We start from the raw sequence: 16,125 nt of genomic DNA on the forward strand, positions 1-16,125 counted from the left end.
AGCCTATATTCATATATCTATGCTTAAGGTGGAAAAGATCGTAGAGAGAGTAAAAGATAGAAGTCTAAGAGAGATTGGAGAAAAGGTCCTTGAAGACAAGAGGATAAGCCCGCAGGAAGCCGTAAGGCTTTTTTATGAGGCAGACCTTGCCTACGTGGGCGCCTTAGCAGAGTACATAAACAGGAAAAAGAACGGTATGTTTGCCTACTTTATCGTAAACAGGCAGATAAACCCCACCAATATATGCATATATCAGTGCAACTTCTGCAGCTTTGGCGTGTTAAAGTCGGACCCAAGAGCTTATGAGATGAGCTTGGATGAGGTGCTCAAAAAGGTGGAAGAGACTTATAAAATGGGTGGTAGGGAGGTGCATATAGTGGGTGGCATACCACCCCATTGGAGGTATGAGGATTACATAAACTTGGTAAGGGAAATAAAAAACGCTTTTCCAGACATGGTTGTAAAGGCCTGGACGGCCATAGAGATACATCATATGAGTAAGATATCCGGTAAAAGCTATGAGGAGGTATTGCTGGACCTTAAGGCCGTTGGGCTTGAGGCCATACCTGGTGGTGGAGCAGAGATCTTTTCTGAGAGGGTAAGGAAGATAATTGCGCCTTACAAGGCCAACGCAGAGGAATACCTTGAGGTGCATAGAACGGCCCACAGGCTTGGCATTCCTACCAACGCTACCATGCTTTATGGACACCTGGAGACCTACGAAGAAAGGGTGGAACACATGGAAAGACTAAGGGATCTGCAGGATGAAACGGGAGGCTTTCAGGTCTTCATACCTTTGGCCTACTGGCCGGAAGGCACGAGGATCGGCGGTAAAAGGACCTCTTCTGTGGATGACCTTAAAACCATAGCCATCTCAAGGATATTCCTTGACAACTTTGAACACATAAAGGCCTATTGGGTCACCTTGGGCGAAAGGGTGGCGCAGGTGGCCTTAAACATGGGTGCGGACGACCTTGATGGGACCATCCAAGAGGAAAAGATAGTCCATTCTGCAGGCACAAAGTCCGCCTTGGGCCACACAAAGGACAGGCTCATAAAGCTTATAAGGGATGCTGGCAAGATACCGGTAGAAAGAGACACTTTTTATAGGCCAGTGGCTATTTATCCTTGACCTGCCTTTTCCTTCAAAAGCCTTCTTAGGCTGTTAGCTATCTCCTTCATTACAGGCTCTATCTTATCCTTTAGCTCCAAAAGGCTTTTGTATAGCTCCCTTGGCTCCACCTCCCAAGTGCTTATAAGCTTGTTTTTCAAGTTGGTCATCTTAAAAACATCCATGTAGTACTCTTGGGGTATAACGCCCACCTCCACCATCTTTGAAAGACAATCATCTCCAAACTTTTTTATGCCAAACTTGGGCGCCAGGTGCTTGCATATATCAAAAAGGCTATCATAGGCCACTTGATAAAAATACTTTACTCTGTCGTAATACATGGGGTTTTTGCTAAACTCCTCTTCTCCCTGAGATAGGACAAAGTTTATCTTCTTTAGAGATTCCTTTATCCTTCCAGCCTTTTCGTTAAGAAGGTCAAAGTCTATAAGGAGTGGATTGTTGGTTTCCCTCTTTACAAACTCTACCACAGCCTTGGCATACTCTTTGAAGAGGTATAGGTTTTTGCTCAAAAATTCATATAGCTCCTCCGCCGGAAGGCTTTCCCTTAGGTCCCTGTGCTTTATATAAAAGCTTGTAAACTCCCCTAGGGCCTCTATCTCTTTTATACCCACAAGCTCACCAATCTTCTGAAGACAGTCCTTTGAAGTGGTCTTAAGGTTGTATACCGCCGAAAGGTGTCTGCATACCCTCATACAGCTTTCAAAGGCAAGGTTAAAGTCTACCCTTACCTTGTCTTGAATTAGCTTGTTGGATATAAACTCCTCCTTTCCAAGGCTTAAGTTTTTCTTTAGGTCCACATAGGCCTTTTCCAATTGGCTTAGGCTTTCCACTATAAGGCTTATCTTTGGTCTCTTTTTAACTTCCTGCATACTATAAATCTATGCCTCTCTTAGCTCTTCTTTTGTTATATATTGCTGAAGCCTCTCTATACTTTTTGCCCTTCCACTTGATTCGTCAACTTCTACAAGCACAGCATTCACCACTAAGTCTTCCTTTTCCTCCACCTCATACTTTTGAGGAATGCCCTTTGTAAACCTCTCTATGGCCTGCTGTGGCTTCATGCCTATGGCCGAGTACCAGCATCCCGTCATGCCTACATCGCTCACATAGGCCGTGCCTTTTTTTAGGATTATTTGGTCTGCCGTAGGCACATGGGTGTGAGTGCCATATACTACGCTTGCCCTTCCATCCACATATATGCCAAAGGCCCACTTCTCTGAAGTGGTCTCCGCATGGAAGTCCACCAAGATTATGGGGGTTTCTTTGTAAAGCTCTTCATAAAGCCTGTCAAAGAGTAAAAAGGGGTTTTCAAGGTTTGAATCAAGGAGGGACCTTCCCATAAGATTTATAACTGCAAACTTGATGCCCTTCTTTTCATATATGCCATAGCCTTTTCCGGGAACTCCCGGCGGGTAGTTTGCGGGCCTCAAAAGGTTTTCCTTTTGGTCTATAAACTCATAGACCTCCTTTTTGTCCCATATATGGTTTCCCGAAGTCATCACATCCACGCCCATATGGAGAAGCTCTTCATAGACCTTTTTGGTTATGCCAAAGCCTCCGGCGGAGTTTTCCACGTTTACAAGCACCACATCCACAAGGTCCCTGTAGCCCGCAAGAAAATACCTTAGGGCTTTCCTGCCTGGCTTTCCTATTATGTCTCCAAAGATAAGCACTTTCATGGCTCTATGGTGCGGGTGGAGGGAGTTGAACCCTCACGGGCGTAAGCCCACTGGATCCTGAGTCCAGCGCGTCTGCCAGTTCCGCCACACCCGCTTAAGATTATAGTATAAGGCATAACTTCCATAAAAGTGGTTGATGAATTAGAGTAAAACTAAAAAGGCGGGTTTAGAACCCGCCTGCCATCTTAAAAAATTTTACTTATTCTTTTTAAGAGAACATATCCCTATACAATCCCTTTGCCCATTCTATATAAGCTTTGTAGTTGGACTCCTTGGGTTCTTCATCCATTCTAACGTTGGCAAACTCAAACTTCCCACCGCCTAAGTATTTATAGGTTAGGTCTATCCATACTGCCTCATTCCGAGACACGGCAGAGTAGCAAAGGGTCCTTGGCGGTTCATAGGATACCTCCTTGCCGGCTATCTTTGCCAATATAAGCTTTGCTATGTAATGAGCTTCTGTGTTGGCCGTATTACCGCTTTTTGAAAAGGGTTGATTCCTTGCATCACCAGCCACATAAACCCTTTCGTCGCCTACGGCGTGGTATTTCAAGGGGTCTATATCGGGCCACCTTTCTCCTTTTCTGACAAGCCCAGCCTTAAAGACTATCTCCCCGGCTTTGCATATAGGATAGATGTTGGCATCGTCAAAGTTTATATCGCCATAGGACTCTGTAGACACCACACGTTTGTTAGGGTCCACAGACTTTATTCCTGCGTTGGGATAGTATTCCACATAGCCTTTTACAAGATTGTCCCAGGCATAGTGGAAGCCCTTTGCCTTAACCGGTGGGTCTGGATGGTTGTCCACTATTATAACCTTTCCTTTAACCCCGTTCTTTTTGAAGTACCATGCTATAAGGGTAGCCCTCTCATAAGGTCCCGGTAAGCATCTGTAATCAAGGCCCGGTGGTATGGTTATAAGGAAATCTCCCTTTTCAAAGCTTTGTATTTTTTCCTTTAACCTAAGATGTTCTGAACCAGGTATAAAGGCTGCAGGATAGAGCTTCATTAACAACTCCTCATCCTTAGGGTCCTTAAGCCAAGGCTCATAATGGTAGTCTATACCGGGTGCAAGAACCAAATAGTCATAGCTTATAACACCCTTATCCGTATAAACCTTTCTTGATGACCTATCTACGTTTATCACCGAAACACCGTTTAATATATGATATCCATACTTTGAAGCAGGCTTTAAAAGGTCATGCATAAGAAATTCAAGGGGGACAAGGTCTACAAGCCATAGGTTGCTTACGGGACAGGAGAAGAACTCCTGCCTTTTGTCTATAAGCACCACATCCACCTTAGGATTTCCCATCTTTATATACTTTGCTATGGTAAGACCAGACCAACCAGCACCCACTATTACCACCCTCGGAGAACCGGGTGAAGGCTTGGGAAGGCTTATCTCTTCAGCCTTTTTTGCAAAGACAAAACTACCACTAAAGAAAGAAGCACCAACCAAGGCAACACCCGAATACTTAAAAAGGTCCCGCCTGTTTACCTCCATATCTGCACCTCCTAAGATTTTTTTTCAAACCTCTTTTCTTGCAAAAAAGATGCCACAAGGTAGGCTTATCAAAACCCTTCTAAAACATAATCTTTCAAAGAGTGCATCTTTACATGAGGGACATAAATGTCAAAGGGAGCGACAGATTTGACACAGCATATATTTTTCAGTATGGAACACTTTTCCATTTTTGACGACTTTGAAGAAGAGGTAGTAGTTATAGACCAAAACTACAAAATAGTTTACGCAAATAATAAATATCTTGAAGACCTGGGTTATACCTCCTTGGAAGAAGTTTTAGGAATGCCTTGCTACAAGGTATCCCATCAGAGGGAAGAGCCTTGCGATGGAGAGTGCCATCCCTGCCCTTTGAGGGAGATAGAAAAAACAGGCAGAGCTGTTAATGTTATACATACCCATTACACCCATACCGGTAGTGAATTTCCCGTTGAGATATGCGCCTTTCCATTGAAAAACGGAAGCATATTACAGATTATAAAGAGTATAAAAAGCGATAAGGAGAAGTATTACCTTTTTAGCATGTCCCAAAGGCTTAGCTCCATATCACACCTTGCCCTTGGAGTTGCCCACCAGATAAGTACTCCCTTGAACATCATATATACCTATGTGCAGATGCTGGAGAAAAAGTATGGGACAAATGAGGATATAGAAAAGATAAAAGAAGCCATTTTGGTGTGTAAGGACTATGTAAGCAGGTTGCTTCTTATGGTTAGGAACTCAAAAGAGAGAAGCTTAATAGATGTTAAAAAAGCAGTTCAAGATTCTGTAGAGTTAATAGAAGTTTATGCAAAAGAAAAAGGTGTAAGGATAGAAGGATATTTTGAAGATTGTGGCTTCTTGCTGGGTAGCGAGGCAGATATAAGGCATATTGTAACAAACCTTCTTATCAATGCAATTGATGTATCCGAAAAAGGTAAAAAGGTTGTTATAAAAACCTATAAAGAGAAGAATTATGCGGTAATTTCCGTTGAAGATGAAGGACCGGGCATAGAGCATGAGGAAATACACAAGATCTTTTTGCCCTTTTATAAAGGTAAGAGGTCAAAAGAAAGGGAAGGGTGTGGGCTTGGCCTTTCCATAGTAAGCAGTATAGTAAAAGATCTGGAAGGAATTATTGAAGTGCAGACAGCCTTGGGAGAGGGGTCTAAATTTATTGTAAAACTTCCTTTAAACGTTTGAGTTTCCTATACAGCGTCCTTTTACTGCATCCTAATATTTTGCTAACCTTATCAAGGTCTCCAAACCTTTCTATAAGCATGGCTATGTACTTTGCCTCAAGGGTGCGTAAATCGGGTAGCTCCTCAAAAAGCTCCTCACAGCTTTTCTTGCTTTCAGGGTTTATAAGCAGATAATTATCAATGTACTCTCCATCCGCCAAGATACATGCCCTTTCTATGGTATTCTTCAGCTCTCTTATATTACCCTTCCAATCGTATTCCATAAGATGTTTTATTGCCTTCTCACCTATCTTTTTCCTCCATCTGCTACAGAAAAAGTTTGCCAATATAGGTATATCTTCCTTTCTTTCCCTAAGCGGGGGCACTTCCACCACAAGGGTGCTAAGCCTGTAAAATAGGTCATCTCTAAACAGACCCTTATCTATAAGTTCCTTAAGGTCCTTATTTGTGGCGGATATTATCCTAACATCTGTGGTGATCTCTCTAAGACCACCAACCCTCCTAAAGCTTTTGGTTTCTATAAACCTAAGTAGCTTGGATTGCAAATGATAAGGTATGTCCCCTACTTCATCCAAAAATAATGTGCCTCCCCTTGCCATCTCCACAAGGCCTTCCTTTTTAGTAGTAGCTCCAGTAAAAGCTCCCTTTTCATGTCCAAACAATTCACTTTCAAAAATCTCCGACGGTATGGATGTACATTCAACGACTAAAAAGGGCTTATCCCTTCTATCGGATAGGCCATGTATGTACCTTGCTATAACCTCCTTTCCAGTGCCAGTTTCACCCACTATAAGAATGTTGGCATCTGTTTTAGCGTACTTTTTACACAAAGAGAGGAGCTGTTTAAATTTTTCGTTCTTTGTATCAAAGGTATATGCCACATCCTTTTTTAGGATTCCCTTTAAAGCTAAGTTCTCTTCCTCAGTTATTTTTTCTTTTACAGCCCTCTTTATACTTATCTCAAGTATGTCAAGGTTGAAGGGTTTTTGGATAAAGTCAGAGGCTCCCGACCTCATGGCTTCAACGGCCGTTTTTATATCTCCATAACCAGTTATAACGATAACCTTTGCCTCTGTATTCTCCTTCACCATCTTTAAGGCATCCACACCAGACAGGTCTGGAAGCTTAAGGTCAAGGAGGATAATATCGTAAGCATGCTTATGTATCTTTTCCATGCATTCTCGTAATGTGCCTACAGAATCGCATGAGTAGCCGCTTTGAGATAGTGCTTTTACAAGGGCTTTTCTAAAATCCACATCATCCTCAACCACCAGAAGCTTTATCCTTCCGTCCATTTACTTAAAAATTTAATCATGCTTAGCTTTTAAATAAAAGCTATAGCCCTTTACGTATAAAGTTAGCCTTTTTACATCTCCAGAAGGCTTTGGGAAATAAACAAAGCCCTTTAGCTTTGCACCGGGTTGGACTTCACCAAAGGTGAATGCCTTGTTAAGTATATCTGGGTAAACATCCTCTACAGGTGGAGGGGTATAATAGGGATACCACCAAAGACCAAAGGGAGAACTCCAATAGCCGATGCCAAAGCTAAAACCAAAACCGTAAGACCTTCTTACCATACTCATCACATCCCTCGGTTCAAGGGGGTTAAATTGATTCTTTTTATCATCAAGGAGGAAAATATCCTCCTTTCTTATGCTAACAACCTCTTTGGAGTGGTTTTCTACCTCTATGTATATGGGCAAAACATAGTGATCAAGGTCAGAGGGACTATATTTCCATTGGTCTGTTTTTACACCTATGGATATATGATTGATTACTTGAGGTTGGCCTTCTAAGGTCCAGGTCTTTGTCGCACAGCTAAATGTAAGAAAAAGTATAATGAAAACCAACAACCACATAAGGTTTAATTTAATCCTCTTCAAAGTTTTTTAAACCTTTTATTGCTTCACAATCCTTCCACTCATAGAATACATTAAAAGAGCTTATACGAATAGGCTCAAAGCCTATGCTTCCTTTTGTAGGAAGTAGTTTATAATCCCGCCACCTAAAACGCAATGCCTGTATGTTATAAAAGAAGGTATTACCAAAAGGCTTTTTTATTCTAATTGCATAAGCAAACTTCCCCATATACATATAACCATAGGCCCTTTTAGATTTAGCATCATAAAACCTTATGGCGGAAAAGCCATCCCCGATAAGCTGTCCTTTATGTCCATATACAACAAGAGCTTTCCTAACAGTATCCTCATCTTCTGCCTCGCCCATTATAAGATTTTTCGTTGGATGTATATATCTAAAATAGTCAAAGCCTTGCCTTCGGTATGCAAAAGCTTTCAAACTTTTAAGATCAATAAGAAGGCCTTCCGAATCCTCTTTCATCTCTATCCTTCCCACCGCCCATCTACCATCCGTATACCTAAGATAATCATTGCCTCCCCAATTCGTTCTTAAAGTCTTAAGAGGCTTAAGATTTCTATCAAGCCAAAGCACAAAGCCATCATAGTTTCCTTCCCATCCAACTCTGCCCACAACTACATAACCTTTCAACGCCTTTTTAAAGCTATAGGCATACATATTTTCACCAGAAGAAAAAGTAAGAGTTCTATTTCTCTTTATGTCAAAAAGCAAAAGTTGCCAACCGTCTTTTTCATAGCCACCTACAGCTAAAGCACAATCCGTTTGCCAAAGTATGCCTTCTGGACCAATAAGGGCCAGAACATCACCAGAATCTCTCCGATAAAAAATTACAAAAGTCCTCCGTCCTTTATGTCCCACAGCTACATATTTGTCTTTGCATTCCCTTACGCTATAAAGGCTTATATCTTCTCCACCTTCTACTATTATGCCAACCTTTTTATCTTCATCTATAAGGAGTCCGTTGTAGTGCTTTCCTTCTTTGAAGACCCTCCCTACCAATAGGCTTTTGTGGGAAGAAAAGATTGCGCTATTGTATAGGGCTTTGTCCTTTAGAAAAAGGCATTCAACCATTCTCTTTTGTAATATAATAAAAAAGCCTCATGAAGAAGTTTTACATAACTACACCCATCTATTACATAAACGATGTGCCACACATAGGGCATCTTTATACCACCGTGTCCGCCGATACCTTGGCAAGGTATTACAGAAAGAAGGGCTATGAGGTCTTTTTCCTAACGGGCACCGATGAACATGGCCTAAAGATACAAAAGAGTGCAGAAGAAAAGGGGATGGACCCAAAGGAGCTTGCGGACAAAAACTCTGCTGTCTTTAAAAACCTTTGGGATCACATAGGCATAAGCTACGATAGGTTTATAAGGACCACAGACCCAGACCATGTGGAGCTGGTAAAGGAGATGTTTGTAAAAAGCTATGAGAGGGGGGATATATACCTTGGGGAGTATGAAGGGTGGTACTGCGTGGGCTGTGAGGAGTTTAAATCTGAAGATGATCTACTGGAAGGCAATCTTTGTCCCATACACCTAAAGCCTTGTGATTACATAAAAGAACCCTCATACTTTTTTAGGCTCTCTAAGTATGAAAAGGTCCTCTTGGACCTTTATGAAAGGGAAAAGGACTTTATACTTCCAAGCTACAGGAGAAGGGAAGTTATATCCTTTGTAAGCCAAGGGCTAAGGGACCTGTCCATAACAAGACCAAGGAGTAGGGTAAGGTGGGGCATTGAAGTGCCCATTGACCCAGACCACACCATATACGTTTGGTTTGATGCTCTTTTTAACTATGTGTCTGCCATAAGGGACAGAATGTACCTCTGGCCTGCAGACCTACACCTTGTAGGAAAGGACATACTTAGGTTCCATGCGGTCTATTGGCCAGCCTTTTTAATATCTGTGGGCTTGGAGGTTCCAAAAAGGGTGTTTGCCCATGGCTGGTGGAAGGTAGAAGGTCAAAAGATGTCCAAGTCTTTGGGGAATGTGATAAATCCTTACGACTTTGTTAAAGAGTGGGGGGTGGATGAGGTAAGGTATTTCCTTTTGAGGGATATGCCCTTTGGAGAGGATGGAGATATAAGAAGGGAGGCCATTTTAAACAGGTTGAACGGTGAACTCGCCAACGAGATAGGAAACCTCTTTAGCAGGGTAAGCGCCATGGTGCTAAAATACTTGGATGGTAATGTGGAAGGAGAAAAGGACCAAGGATATGAAAACTTTGCCATGGAAGCGTTAGAAGAATACGAAAGAAGAATGCAAAACATAGACTTTTACAATGCTTTAGAGGCTGTTTTGAGGCTTTCTTCCTATCTTAACAAGTATGTGGATGCAAAGGCACCTTGGAGCTTGGCAAAGACAGACCAAGAGGCCCTTAAAAAGGTGCTTTATACATTGACTGATGGCCTATACCTTTTGGCAAACCTTCTTGAACCCTTTATGCCAAACAAGATGAAAATGGCCCTTGAAGCCTTGGGCTGTGAGCCTGTGATTGGAGAGCTAAGACCTTATCTTAAGGCCAAATACACCGTAAAAGAAAAGCTTTTACTCTTTCCCAAAAGGTAGCTAAAATGGTTATGCTCAAGGACAAGGCTTGAGTAAAGGTATGGTAATCTCCGCTTTTATGCAATGCGCCGTTCAATTGTCTCATTTATTTTTAGCAAAAAAAACGATAACTTCTACGTTTTTAGGATTTCCACATAACACATTAGTTTTTGCTTGTTTACAGTCTTTTATTTACTTAATTCTCTTCTCAAGTCCCTTGTCATGGCTTCTTCATAGGTGTAGGGACATTCTTTTGGAATTGGATAGTCCTTCGGGTCCTCTCCAACCTTTGCAAGCCATTTCATTAGTCTAAGAGAGGCCTCCTTCCATGCGGAATTAAATTCCTTGGGTAGTTTGACTCGTAAGCTTGGATGTTTTTCAAAAAGGTATTCTATCTCTTTCCTTGCAAGCTCTATGGTAATTACCCAGCTAAGTCCTCCCTTTTCTTTTCCAGCTTTGGTCAAACCTCTAAAGTGGTCCCATTTGTATAGGTGTTCCAAAATCACCGCCAGATGGCTTATACAGCTTTCAAGATGTCTTAGCCCCATATCCTCTATCTCCTCCAATAGATTCTCCCAGTCTACCAAGTCATAGGCCTTTTCTCTCAGGAGTTCTAAGTTTTTCTCCACCCAAAGAGGAAAATCCTTCTCATAAAGCTCTTTTAACTCTTCCTTTGATATGGTCCTCATCTCTTTATCTCCTTCCTTAAATCTCTTGTCATGGCTTCTTCATAGGTATATGGGCATTTTTCCGGAATATGGTATTGGTCTGGGTCTTCTCCGATTTTGTCAAGCCATTCCTGTAATCTGATGACTGCTTCCTCCCATGCATAATCAAGCTCCGGCTTTAGCTTTGTTCTTAGGCTCGGGTATCTCTTAAAGAGAATTCCTATTCTCTTTCTCGCGTTTTCTACGCTTCTTATCCAAGATAGTCCGCCCTTTTCCTCTCCAGCTTTTGTTAAACCTCTAAAGTGGTCCCATTTGTAAAGATGCTCTAAAATCACCGCCAGATGGCTTATACAGCTTTCAAGATGTCTTAGGCCCATATCTTCTATTTCCTCCAGAAGGTTTTCCCAGTCTACCAAGTCATAGGCCTTTTCTCTAAGGAGTTCTAAGTTTTTTTCCACCCAAAGGGGAAAGTCCTTATGGTAAAGTTCTTTTAATTCCTCCTTGCCTATGGTCCTCATAGGGATAAATATAAGAAGTGTTAATTTTTTTAGAACAGTTATTGTTTTTTACCGTCCTTTTCCTCTTCTGGGATTATAATTTTAACATGGACAGAAAGGAACGGATAGTGGAGCTAATAGCTCAGGGCTATAGGAATGTAAAGTCCTTGGCCCAACACTTTGGCGTTTCCCTTATGACCATATACAGGGATGTGAGGGAGCTTGAAAAGGAAGGAAGGATTGTAAGAAAGCATGGGGAACTGCTTTTAAGAGAGGAGGCGGGAGATCTTGTAGAGGAATCTCTTCCCACATGTGCTTATTGCACCAAGCCCATAGAAAAGAGGCTTGAGTTTACATATAGGCTGAAGAAAAGAAGGATTGTAAGGGCATGCTGTGCCCACTGTGGCCTACTCCTTTACAAAAACATAAAAGAGGAAGATATAGAGTCTTGCATGACTTGGGATTTTATAAACTGTAAGCCTCTTAGCTGTTTTTCAGCTTGGTATGTGGTAGGCTCTACCGCTTTGCCTTGCTGTTCTCCATCCGCCATTGCCTTTGCTAGCAAAGAAGATGCGGAGAAGTTTGCAAAGGGCTTTGGGGGAGTGGTGCTCAACTTTGAAAAAGCCGTAGAAGGCATTGAGCAACTTATGAAAAGAGGAACACCGGTTAAAATGAACCTATAAGGAGGTAAAGATGAAAAAGGTAAAGATATACGTAGATGGAATAGAGTATGAGGTGGAAAAGAACAAGCCCTTGCTACAGAGCCTTCTTGACCTTGGCATACAGGTGCCTTACTTTTGCTACCATCCTCGCCTCAAGATAATAGGTGCCTGTAGGATGTGCATAGTCTTTAACGAAAAGACTGGAAGGCTTATGACCTCTTGCAACGCCTATCCAGAGGAGGGCATGTCCATATCCACCAAGCACCCCCTTGTGGTAGAAAACCAAAAGTATCTTCTGCAGGCCTTTATGACAAGGCATCCCCTTGACTGTCCCATATGCGATAAGGCTGGAGAGTGCGACCTACAAAACTACGGAGCCCTTTTTGGACCACAAAGGCAAATAGTCCCTGTCTCAGCCCTTGAAAAGGAAAGGCACCAGCTTGATTGGGAAAGCGATTTTCTTGAGTATTACTCCAACAGATGCGTGGTTTGTTATAGATGCACAAGGGCCTGCGATGATGTGGTGGGAGCCCATGCCTTGTATGTGGAAGAGAGGGGCTTTCAGGCCAACATAGCACCCACCATAAGGCCCATGGATACCTCCACCTGCGAGATGTGCGGTATATGCGTCCATGTATGCCCAGTTGGTGCCATAATCTCCAAGCCCTTTAAGTATTGGACAAGGAGCTGGCTACTTAAGAAAGGGAAAACTATATGCAATCTCTGCCCTGTGGGCTGTGAGGTCCAGATTGAATATGGAGTGGGAGACTGGAAGTCAAAGGATAAGGTTTATAGAACAAAGCCCACTGATGAGCTAAACATATGCGCCAAGACCTTCTTTGGCTACGATGTGCTAAACTACGAAAGGCTTAGAACTCCAAAGATGTTTGGAAAGGAGGAAACGAGGGGCAACTTGGCCAACTACCTCTCCATGTTGCTAAAGAGAGACCCAGAGAACACACTCCTTGTGCTATCCTCCTATATGAGCAACGAAGACTACAGCCTTATAAAAGAGATAGTTAAAAGGACTGGCGTAATGGTAAGCACTCCCTTGAGCCTTGACCTTTTGCCATTCCTGTCTTCTTACGGAGAGTATGAAGGCCTAAGCATAAAGGACTTGGAAGATGCAGACTTTTACGTATTTATAGGTGAAGACATAACCTCCACGGCGCCCGTTCTTTCTTACTATACAAAGAAGAAGGTCTATAAGATAGGAAAGGTGCAAAGAGACTCAAAGCTAAAGCCTGTGATGATTGAAAAAGAGGAGCTTTCCAAGCTGGAAGGCAAAGGTGTAATAGTGTTCAATGCGGTGGGAATGAAGGCCGAAGAGGCAAGCCAATGGGGGAAGTATCTAAAGGACCTTTGCAAGGAAAAGGGCTTTGGGCTTGTGCTTCTTCACGATGGCAACTTTATGGGCCTAATAAGGCATATACCCATAGATTGGATCTCCAGCCTGCCAGAGGCATTAAATAGGGTAAAGAACCTTATTATCTTTGGAGAGGACCTACTGGACTACATGAGCATAGAAGAGGTGGAAAAGCTCTTTGAAAAGGCGGAGCATACTGTGGCCTTTTCTCCCTTTGAGGATGGCATAGCCCAGCTGGCGCACATAAGGGTGCCCATGGACCTCTTTGGTGAGATAGAAGGCACTTACCATACCCTTATGGGTGAAAAGAAGGCAAAGAGAGTTCTGCACAAGTTCTTTGACCACACGGACCTTTTAAGGAGCATCCTTGAAAGCTTGCCGACTGAAGAGAAGACTCCTGCGGTCCTGAAGGGTGGGTCCTTTGAAGGCAAAAGGTTTGTACATCTTTATAGGAGCAACTGGATAACCAAGAGAAGCGAAAACCTCACAAGGCTTTATGAGAAGAATACAGCTCTTGAGGAGGCCATAAGATTGGGAAGCTTATAAGGTTCATAATAGCCTGCGCCCTGTGCGTAGGCTTGGCTTTTCTTATCTATTTACTTTTGAGTAAAATATAAAGCAAAGTCTTTATAAGAATGTGGCATTTTACACCACCAGCTTCAATCTTTTTCAAAATATTTGAAACAGTGCAAAGGCGCTGGACTACTTAACAAGCCCAAAAAGCCTCGCTATGAATTCCAAGGCATCCTTGTTTAAAAAGATTATGGCAAATATAAGGATTAAAAACAGGATGGTAAATTTTCTGTCAAGCTTGAGAATCTCCTTTTCTATCTTTGCCTCAAGCTCCACTCTTAAGAGCTGTAAATCCGCCTTCGTTGCCAACTCCTTTGTAAGTTCATCCTTTAACTCAAGCTTTTTATGTATGGCTACTTCCTTGGCTTTTTCTTCTATGCCTTCTAAGGCAATCTCAATGGCATCGGCTACCTTTTTGGCTTCTTCCTTCCCAAGCTTCTCTTCCATTGATAAACTATCACTTTTGTCTCAAAAAGTTTTTGCACGCAATAGCTGTCCTATATTTACCTTATAAAAATCCCGCCCTTTACAAACTCCAAAATCCTTTCCTTTATACCCTTTGCATCTATTCCCACAAGGTTCCTCAAAAGGTTTTGGTTTCCATGCTCTATAAACCTGTCTGGGATGCCAAGGTTCAAAACTCTTTTGGTGTAGCCTCTTTTGGCAAGCCACTCAAGCACGCCAGAGCCAAAGCCACCCATTATCACATTGTCTTCCACCGTGATAAAGAGCTCATAGCTTTGGGCAAGCTTTTCAAGAAGCTCTTCATCCATGGGCTTTACAAACCTTGCGTTTACCACGGCAAAGTCCAAGCCCTCCTTTAGAAGCTCTTGAGAAGCTTCCATAGCTTGGTAGACTGTATAACCCACAGCCAATATAACACCATCCTTCCCATCCTTTAGCATCTCCCAGCTTCCTACTTTTAGAAGCCTAAAGCCTTCTGTAGGCACGCCGTAGGCTGGGCCCCTTGGATACCTTATGGCAAAGGGTCCGTTGTGCTGTAAGGCAGTATAAAGAAGGTCCCTTAGCTCCTGCTCATCCTTTGGAGCGCTTACCACCATGTTGGGAATGCACCTAAGGTAAGATAGGTCAAAAACTCCATGGTGGGTTGGTCCATCATCACCCACCAAGCCACCCCTATCTATGGCAAAGACCACAGGAAGGTTCTGAAGGGCTATATCGTGTATAACTTGGTCGTAGGCCCTTTGGAGGAAGGTAGAGTAGTAGCATGCCACAGGCTTTAGACCTCCTGCCGCAAGGGCACCTGCAAAGGTGCAAGCATGCTGTTCTGCAATGCCCACATCAAAGAACCTATCGGGGAACTTTTGACTGAACTCCACAAGGCCTGATCCTTCCTTCATGGCGGGAGTTATAACAACCACATGAGGGTCCCTCTCTGCCAATTCCACTATGGCCTTTCCAAAGACAGAGGTCCATGTGGGTGGAGAAGGCTTTTTAATGAACTCTCCCGAATCCCTCTTATATGGAGCTACACCGTGCCATGCCACAGGGTCGTTTTCTGCCGGCTTGTAGCCCTTGCCCTTCTTTGTGTATATGTGTAAAAGCACCGGTCCTTTTACATGCTTTAGGTTTTCAAGGGTTTTTTCTAAGGCGGGGAGGTCGTGGCCATCTATGGGGCCTATGTAGTTAAATCCAAGTTCCTCAAATAGAACGCCGGGAGAAAGGAGCCCTTTTAAAAACTCCTCTGTGAGCTTCATAACCCTCAGAGCCGGGCTTCCAAGATGTTCAAGAAGCCTTTTGACCCTCTGCCTTGTCTCTTGGACAAAATGGCCGCTTAGTATTTTACCAAGGTATGTGGAAATGGCTCCTACGTTGGGCGATATGGACATTTCATTATCGTTGAGTATCACTATAAACCTATCTGGCCTTAAGTGTCCTGCGTTGTTTAGGGCCTCAAAGGCCATGCCAGCCGTCATGGCACCATCGCCTATAACGGCCACCACATACCTCTCTTGGTCTCCCATAAGGTCAAGGGCCTTTCTAAAGCCAAGGGCTGCTGATATGGAAGTGGAGCTATGGCCTGCACCAAAGGCATCAAAAGGACTTTCTTCCCTTCTCAAAAAGCCCGATATGCCACCAAACTGCCTGAGGGTTGGAAATGTGTCCTTCCTATCTGTTAGGATCTTCCAAGGGTATGCCTGATGGCCTATATCCCAGACTACTATGTCCTTTGGCGGGTCAAAAACCCTCAATAGGGCTATGGTAAGCTCTACGGCGCCAAGGCTTGGTGCCACATGGCCACCTCTTTGGGCTGTAACCTCTATTATATAATCCCTAACCTCTTCTGCAAGCCTTTGTAGCTTTTCATAATCATACTCTTTAAGGTAAGCAGGCCCCTCATATTCTCTTAAAAGTTCATACCTTTCCAGCATAGTCTATAAAGCTATA

At 43.0% G+C, this 16,125-nt stretch carries 15 protein-coding genes and 1 tRNA gene; 5 read left to right on the forward strand and 11 right to left on the reverse strand.

Features of this window, described 5'->3' with window-relative positions; genetic code table 11:
- Window positions 1–19: 19 nt before the first annotated feature.
- Entirely contained in the window at window positions 20–1,132 is a 1,113-nt protein-coding gene (mqnE, locus tag ACZ5GB_RS04075) for an aminofutalosine synthase MqnE (RefSeq protein ID WP_464327702.1), read from the forward strand.
- Here the strand turns inward: mqnE and ACZ5GB_RS04080 are convergent.
- The 4 genes from ACZ5GB_RS04080 to ACZ5GB_RS04095 all read right to left on the reverse strand — a co-directional run bounded on the left by ACZ5GB_RS04080 (window position 1,123) and on the right by ACZ5GB_RS04095 (window position 4,321).
- Complete coding sequence (locus ACZ5GB_RS04080; protein ID WP_464327703.1) at window positions 1,123–2,001, reverse strand: HepT-like ribonuclease domain-containing protein; 879 nt, start codon at window positions 1,999–2,001, stop codon at window positions 1,123–1,125. The genes mqnE and ACZ5GB_RS04080 overlap by 10 nt on opposite strands.
- A 9-nt stretch (window positions 2,002–2,010) precedes the next feature.
- Window positions 2,011–2,811, reverse strand: a complete 801-nt coding sequence (locus tag ACZ5GB_RS04085) for a TIGR00282 family metallophosphoesterase (protein WP_464327704.1) — start codon at window positions 2,809–2,811, stop codon at window positions 2,011–2,013.
- A 7-nt stretch (window positions 2,812–2,818) separates the two neighbouring features.
- Window positions 2,819–2,905 (reverse strand) — tRNA-Leu (locus ACZ5GB_RS04090).
- Between the two features lie 114 nt (window positions 2,906–3,019).
- Entirely contained in the window at window positions 3,020–4,321 is a 1,302-nt protein-coding gene (locus tag ACZ5GB_RS04095) for an NAD(P)/FAD-dependent oxidoreductase (RefSeq protein ID WP_464327705.1), read from the reverse strand.
- A gap of 171 nt (window positions 4,322–4,492) precedes the next feature.
- On the opposite strand from ACZ5GB_RS04095, the gene ACZ5GB_RS04100 reads away from it, so the two are divergent.
- Complete coding sequence (locus tag ACZ5GB_RS04100; protein ID WP_464327706.1) at window positions 4,493–5,521, forward strand: PAS domain-containing sensor histidine kinase; 1,029 nt, start codon at window positions 4,493–4,495, stop codon at window positions 5,519–5,521.
- Here the strand turns inward: ACZ5GB_RS04100 and ACZ5GB_RS04105 are convergent.
- Genes ACZ5GB_RS04105 through ACZ5GB_RS04115 form a run of 3 tightly spaced genes read right to left on the reverse strand, consistent with a single transcriptional unit; the run spans window position 5,493 to window position 8,469 of the window.
- Entirely contained in the window at window positions 5,493–6,815 is a 1,323-nt protein-coding gene (locus ACZ5GB_RS04105; RefSeq protein ID WP_464327707.1) for a sigma-54-dependent transcriptional regulator, read from the reverse strand. The genes ACZ5GB_RS04100 and ACZ5GB_RS04105 overlap by 29 nt on opposite strands.
- A 12-nt stretch (window positions 6,816–6,827) precedes the next feature.
- The gene (locus ACZ5GB_RS04110; protein WP_464327708.1) at window positions 6,828–7,379 is read right to left on the reverse strand and encodes a hypothetical protein; all 552 of its coding nucleotides are present in this window, start codon (window positions 7,377–7,379) and stop codon (window positions 6,828–6,830) included.
- Window positions 7,380–7,389: 10 nt separating this feature from the next.
- The gene (locus ACZ5GB_RS04115; protein WP_464327709.1) at window positions 7,390–8,469 is read right to left on the reverse strand and encodes a hypothetical protein; all 1,080 of its coding nucleotides are present in this window, start codon (window positions 8,467–8,469) and stop codon (window positions 7,390–7,392) included.
- Window positions 8,470–8,498: 29 nt separating this feature from the next.
- Here ACZ5GB_RS04115 and metG point away from each other — a divergent pair, with 29 nt between their 5' ends.
- Window positions 8,499–9,971 (forward strand): methionine--tRNA ligase, encoded by a 1,473-nt coding sequence (metG, locus tag ACZ5GB_RS04120; protein ID WP_464327710.1) that lies wholly within the window; start codon window positions 8,499–8,501, stop codon window positions 9,969–9,971.
- Window positions 9,972–10,138: 167 nt separating this feature from the next.
- On the opposite strand, the gene ACZ5GB_RS04125 is transcribed toward metG, so the two are convergent.
- Together ACZ5GB_RS04125 and ACZ5GB_RS04130 are read right to left on the reverse strand one after the other, a co-directional pair.
- A complete protein-coding gene (locus tag ACZ5GB_RS04125) occupies window positions 10,139–10,639 on the reverse strand; it encodes a DUF29 domain-containing protein (RefSeq protein ID WP_464327711.1) in 501 nt (166 codons plus the stop codon).
- Complete coding sequence (locus ACZ5GB_RS04130) at window positions 10,636–11,136, reverse strand: DUF29 domain-containing protein (RefSeq protein ID WP_464327712.1); 501 nt, start codon at window positions 11,134–11,136, stop codon at window positions 10,636–10,638. Before ACZ5GB_RS04130 ends, ACZ5GB_RS04125 begins: the two co-directional genes overlap by 4 nt.
- An 86-nt stretch (window positions 11,137–11,222) precedes the next feature.
- On the opposite strand from ACZ5GB_RS04130, the gene ACZ5GB_RS04135 reads away from it, so the two are divergent.
- Window positions 11,223–11,798: a DeoR family transcriptional regulator gene (locus ACZ5GB_RS04135; protein ID WP_464327713.1), complete on the forward strand. Its 576-nt coding sequence runs from the start codon at window positions 11,223–11,225 to the stop codon at window positions 11,796–11,798.
- A gap of 10 nt (window positions 11,799–11,808) precedes the next feature.
- Entirely contained in the window at window positions 11,809–13,689 is a 1,881-nt protein-coding gene (locus tag ACZ5GB_RS04140) for a 2Fe-2S iron-sulfur cluster-binding protein (RefSeq protein WP_464327714.1), read from the forward strand.
- A gap of 156 nt (window positions 13,690–13,845) precedes the next feature.
- On the opposite strand, the gene ACZ5GB_RS04145 is transcribed toward ACZ5GB_RS04140, so the two are convergent.
- Window positions 13,846–14,163: a hypothetical protein gene (locus tag ACZ5GB_RS04145; protein ID WP_464327715.1), complete on the reverse strand. Its 318-nt coding sequence runs from the start codon at window positions 14,161–14,163 to the stop codon at window positions 13,846–13,848.
- A gap of 56 nt (window positions 14,164–14,219) precedes the next feature.
- On the reverse strand, window positions 14,220–16,109 hold the full coding sequence (gene dxs / locus ACZ5GB_RS04150) for a 1-deoxy-D-xylulose-5-phosphate synthase (RefSeq protein WP_464327716.1): 1,890 nt from the start codon (window positions 16,107–16,109) through the stop codon (window positions 14,220–14,222).
- Window positions 16,110–16,125 lie beyond the last annotated feature (16 nt).

The sequence above is a fragment of the Hydrogenobacter subterraneus genome (assembly GCF_055390195.1).

Coding starts and splice junctions, on each gene's coding strand:
- ACZ5GB_RS04130 (WP_464327712.1), bottom strand. CDS start 11,136: ATGAGGACCATAGGCAAGGAGGAATTAAAAGAACTTTACCATAAGGAC.
- ACZ5GB_RS04140 (WP_464327714.1), top strand. CDS start 11,809: ATGAAAAAGGTAAAGATATACGTAGATGGAATAGAGTATGAGGTGGAA.
- ACZ5GB_RS04100 (WP_464327706.1), top strand. CDS start 4,493: ATGGAACACTTTTCCATTTTTGACGACTTTGAAGAAGAGGTAGTAGTT.
- ACZ5GB_RS04085 (WP_464327704.1), bottom strand. CDS start 2,811: ATGAAAGTGCTTATCTTTGGAGACATAATAGGAAAGCCAGGCAGGAAA.
- ACZ5GB_RS04135 (WP_464327713.1), top strand. CDS start 11,223: ATGGACAGAAAGGAACGGATAGTGGAGCTAATAGCTCAGGGCTATAGG.
- ACZ5GB_RS04095 (WP_464327705.1), bottom strand. CDS start 4,321: ATGGAGGTAAACAGGCGGGACCTTTTTAAGTATTCGGGTGTTGCCTTG.
- ACZ5GB_RS04115 (WP_464327709.1), bottom strand. CDS start 8,469: ATGGTTGAATGCCTTTTTCTAAAGGACAAAGCCCTATACAATAGCGCA.
- dxs (WP_464327716.1), bottom strand. CDS start 16,109: ATGCTGGAAAGGTATGAACTTTTAAGAGAATATGAGGGGCCTGCTTAC.
- mqnE (WP_464327702.1), top strand. CDS start 20: ATGCTTAAGGTGGAAAAGATCGTAGAGAGAGTAAAAGATAGAAGTCTA.
- ACZ5GB_RS04080 (WP_464327703.1), bottom strand. CDS start 2,001: ATGCAGGAAGTTAAAAAGAGACCAAAGATAAGCCTTATAGTGGAAAGC.
- ACZ5GB_RS04125 (WP_464327711.1), bottom strand. CDS start 10,639: ATGAGGACCATATCAAAGGAAGAGTTAAAAGAGCTTTATGAGAAGGAT.
- metG (WP_464327710.1), top strand. CDS start 8,499: ATGAAGAAGTTTTACATAACTACACCCATCTATTACATAAACGATGTG.
- ACZ5GB_RS04145 (WP_464327715.1), bottom strand. CDS start 14,163: ATGGAAGAGAAGCTTGGGAAGGAAGAAGCCAAAAAGGTAGCCGATGCC.
- ACZ5GB_RS04105 (WP_464327707.1), bottom strand. CDS start 6,815: ATGGACGGAAGGATAAAGCTTCTGGTGGTTGAGGATGATGTGGATTTT.
- ACZ5GB_RS04110 (WP_464327708.1), bottom strand. CDS start 7,379: ATGTGGTTGTTGGTTTTCATTATACTTTTTCTTACATTTAGCTGTGCG.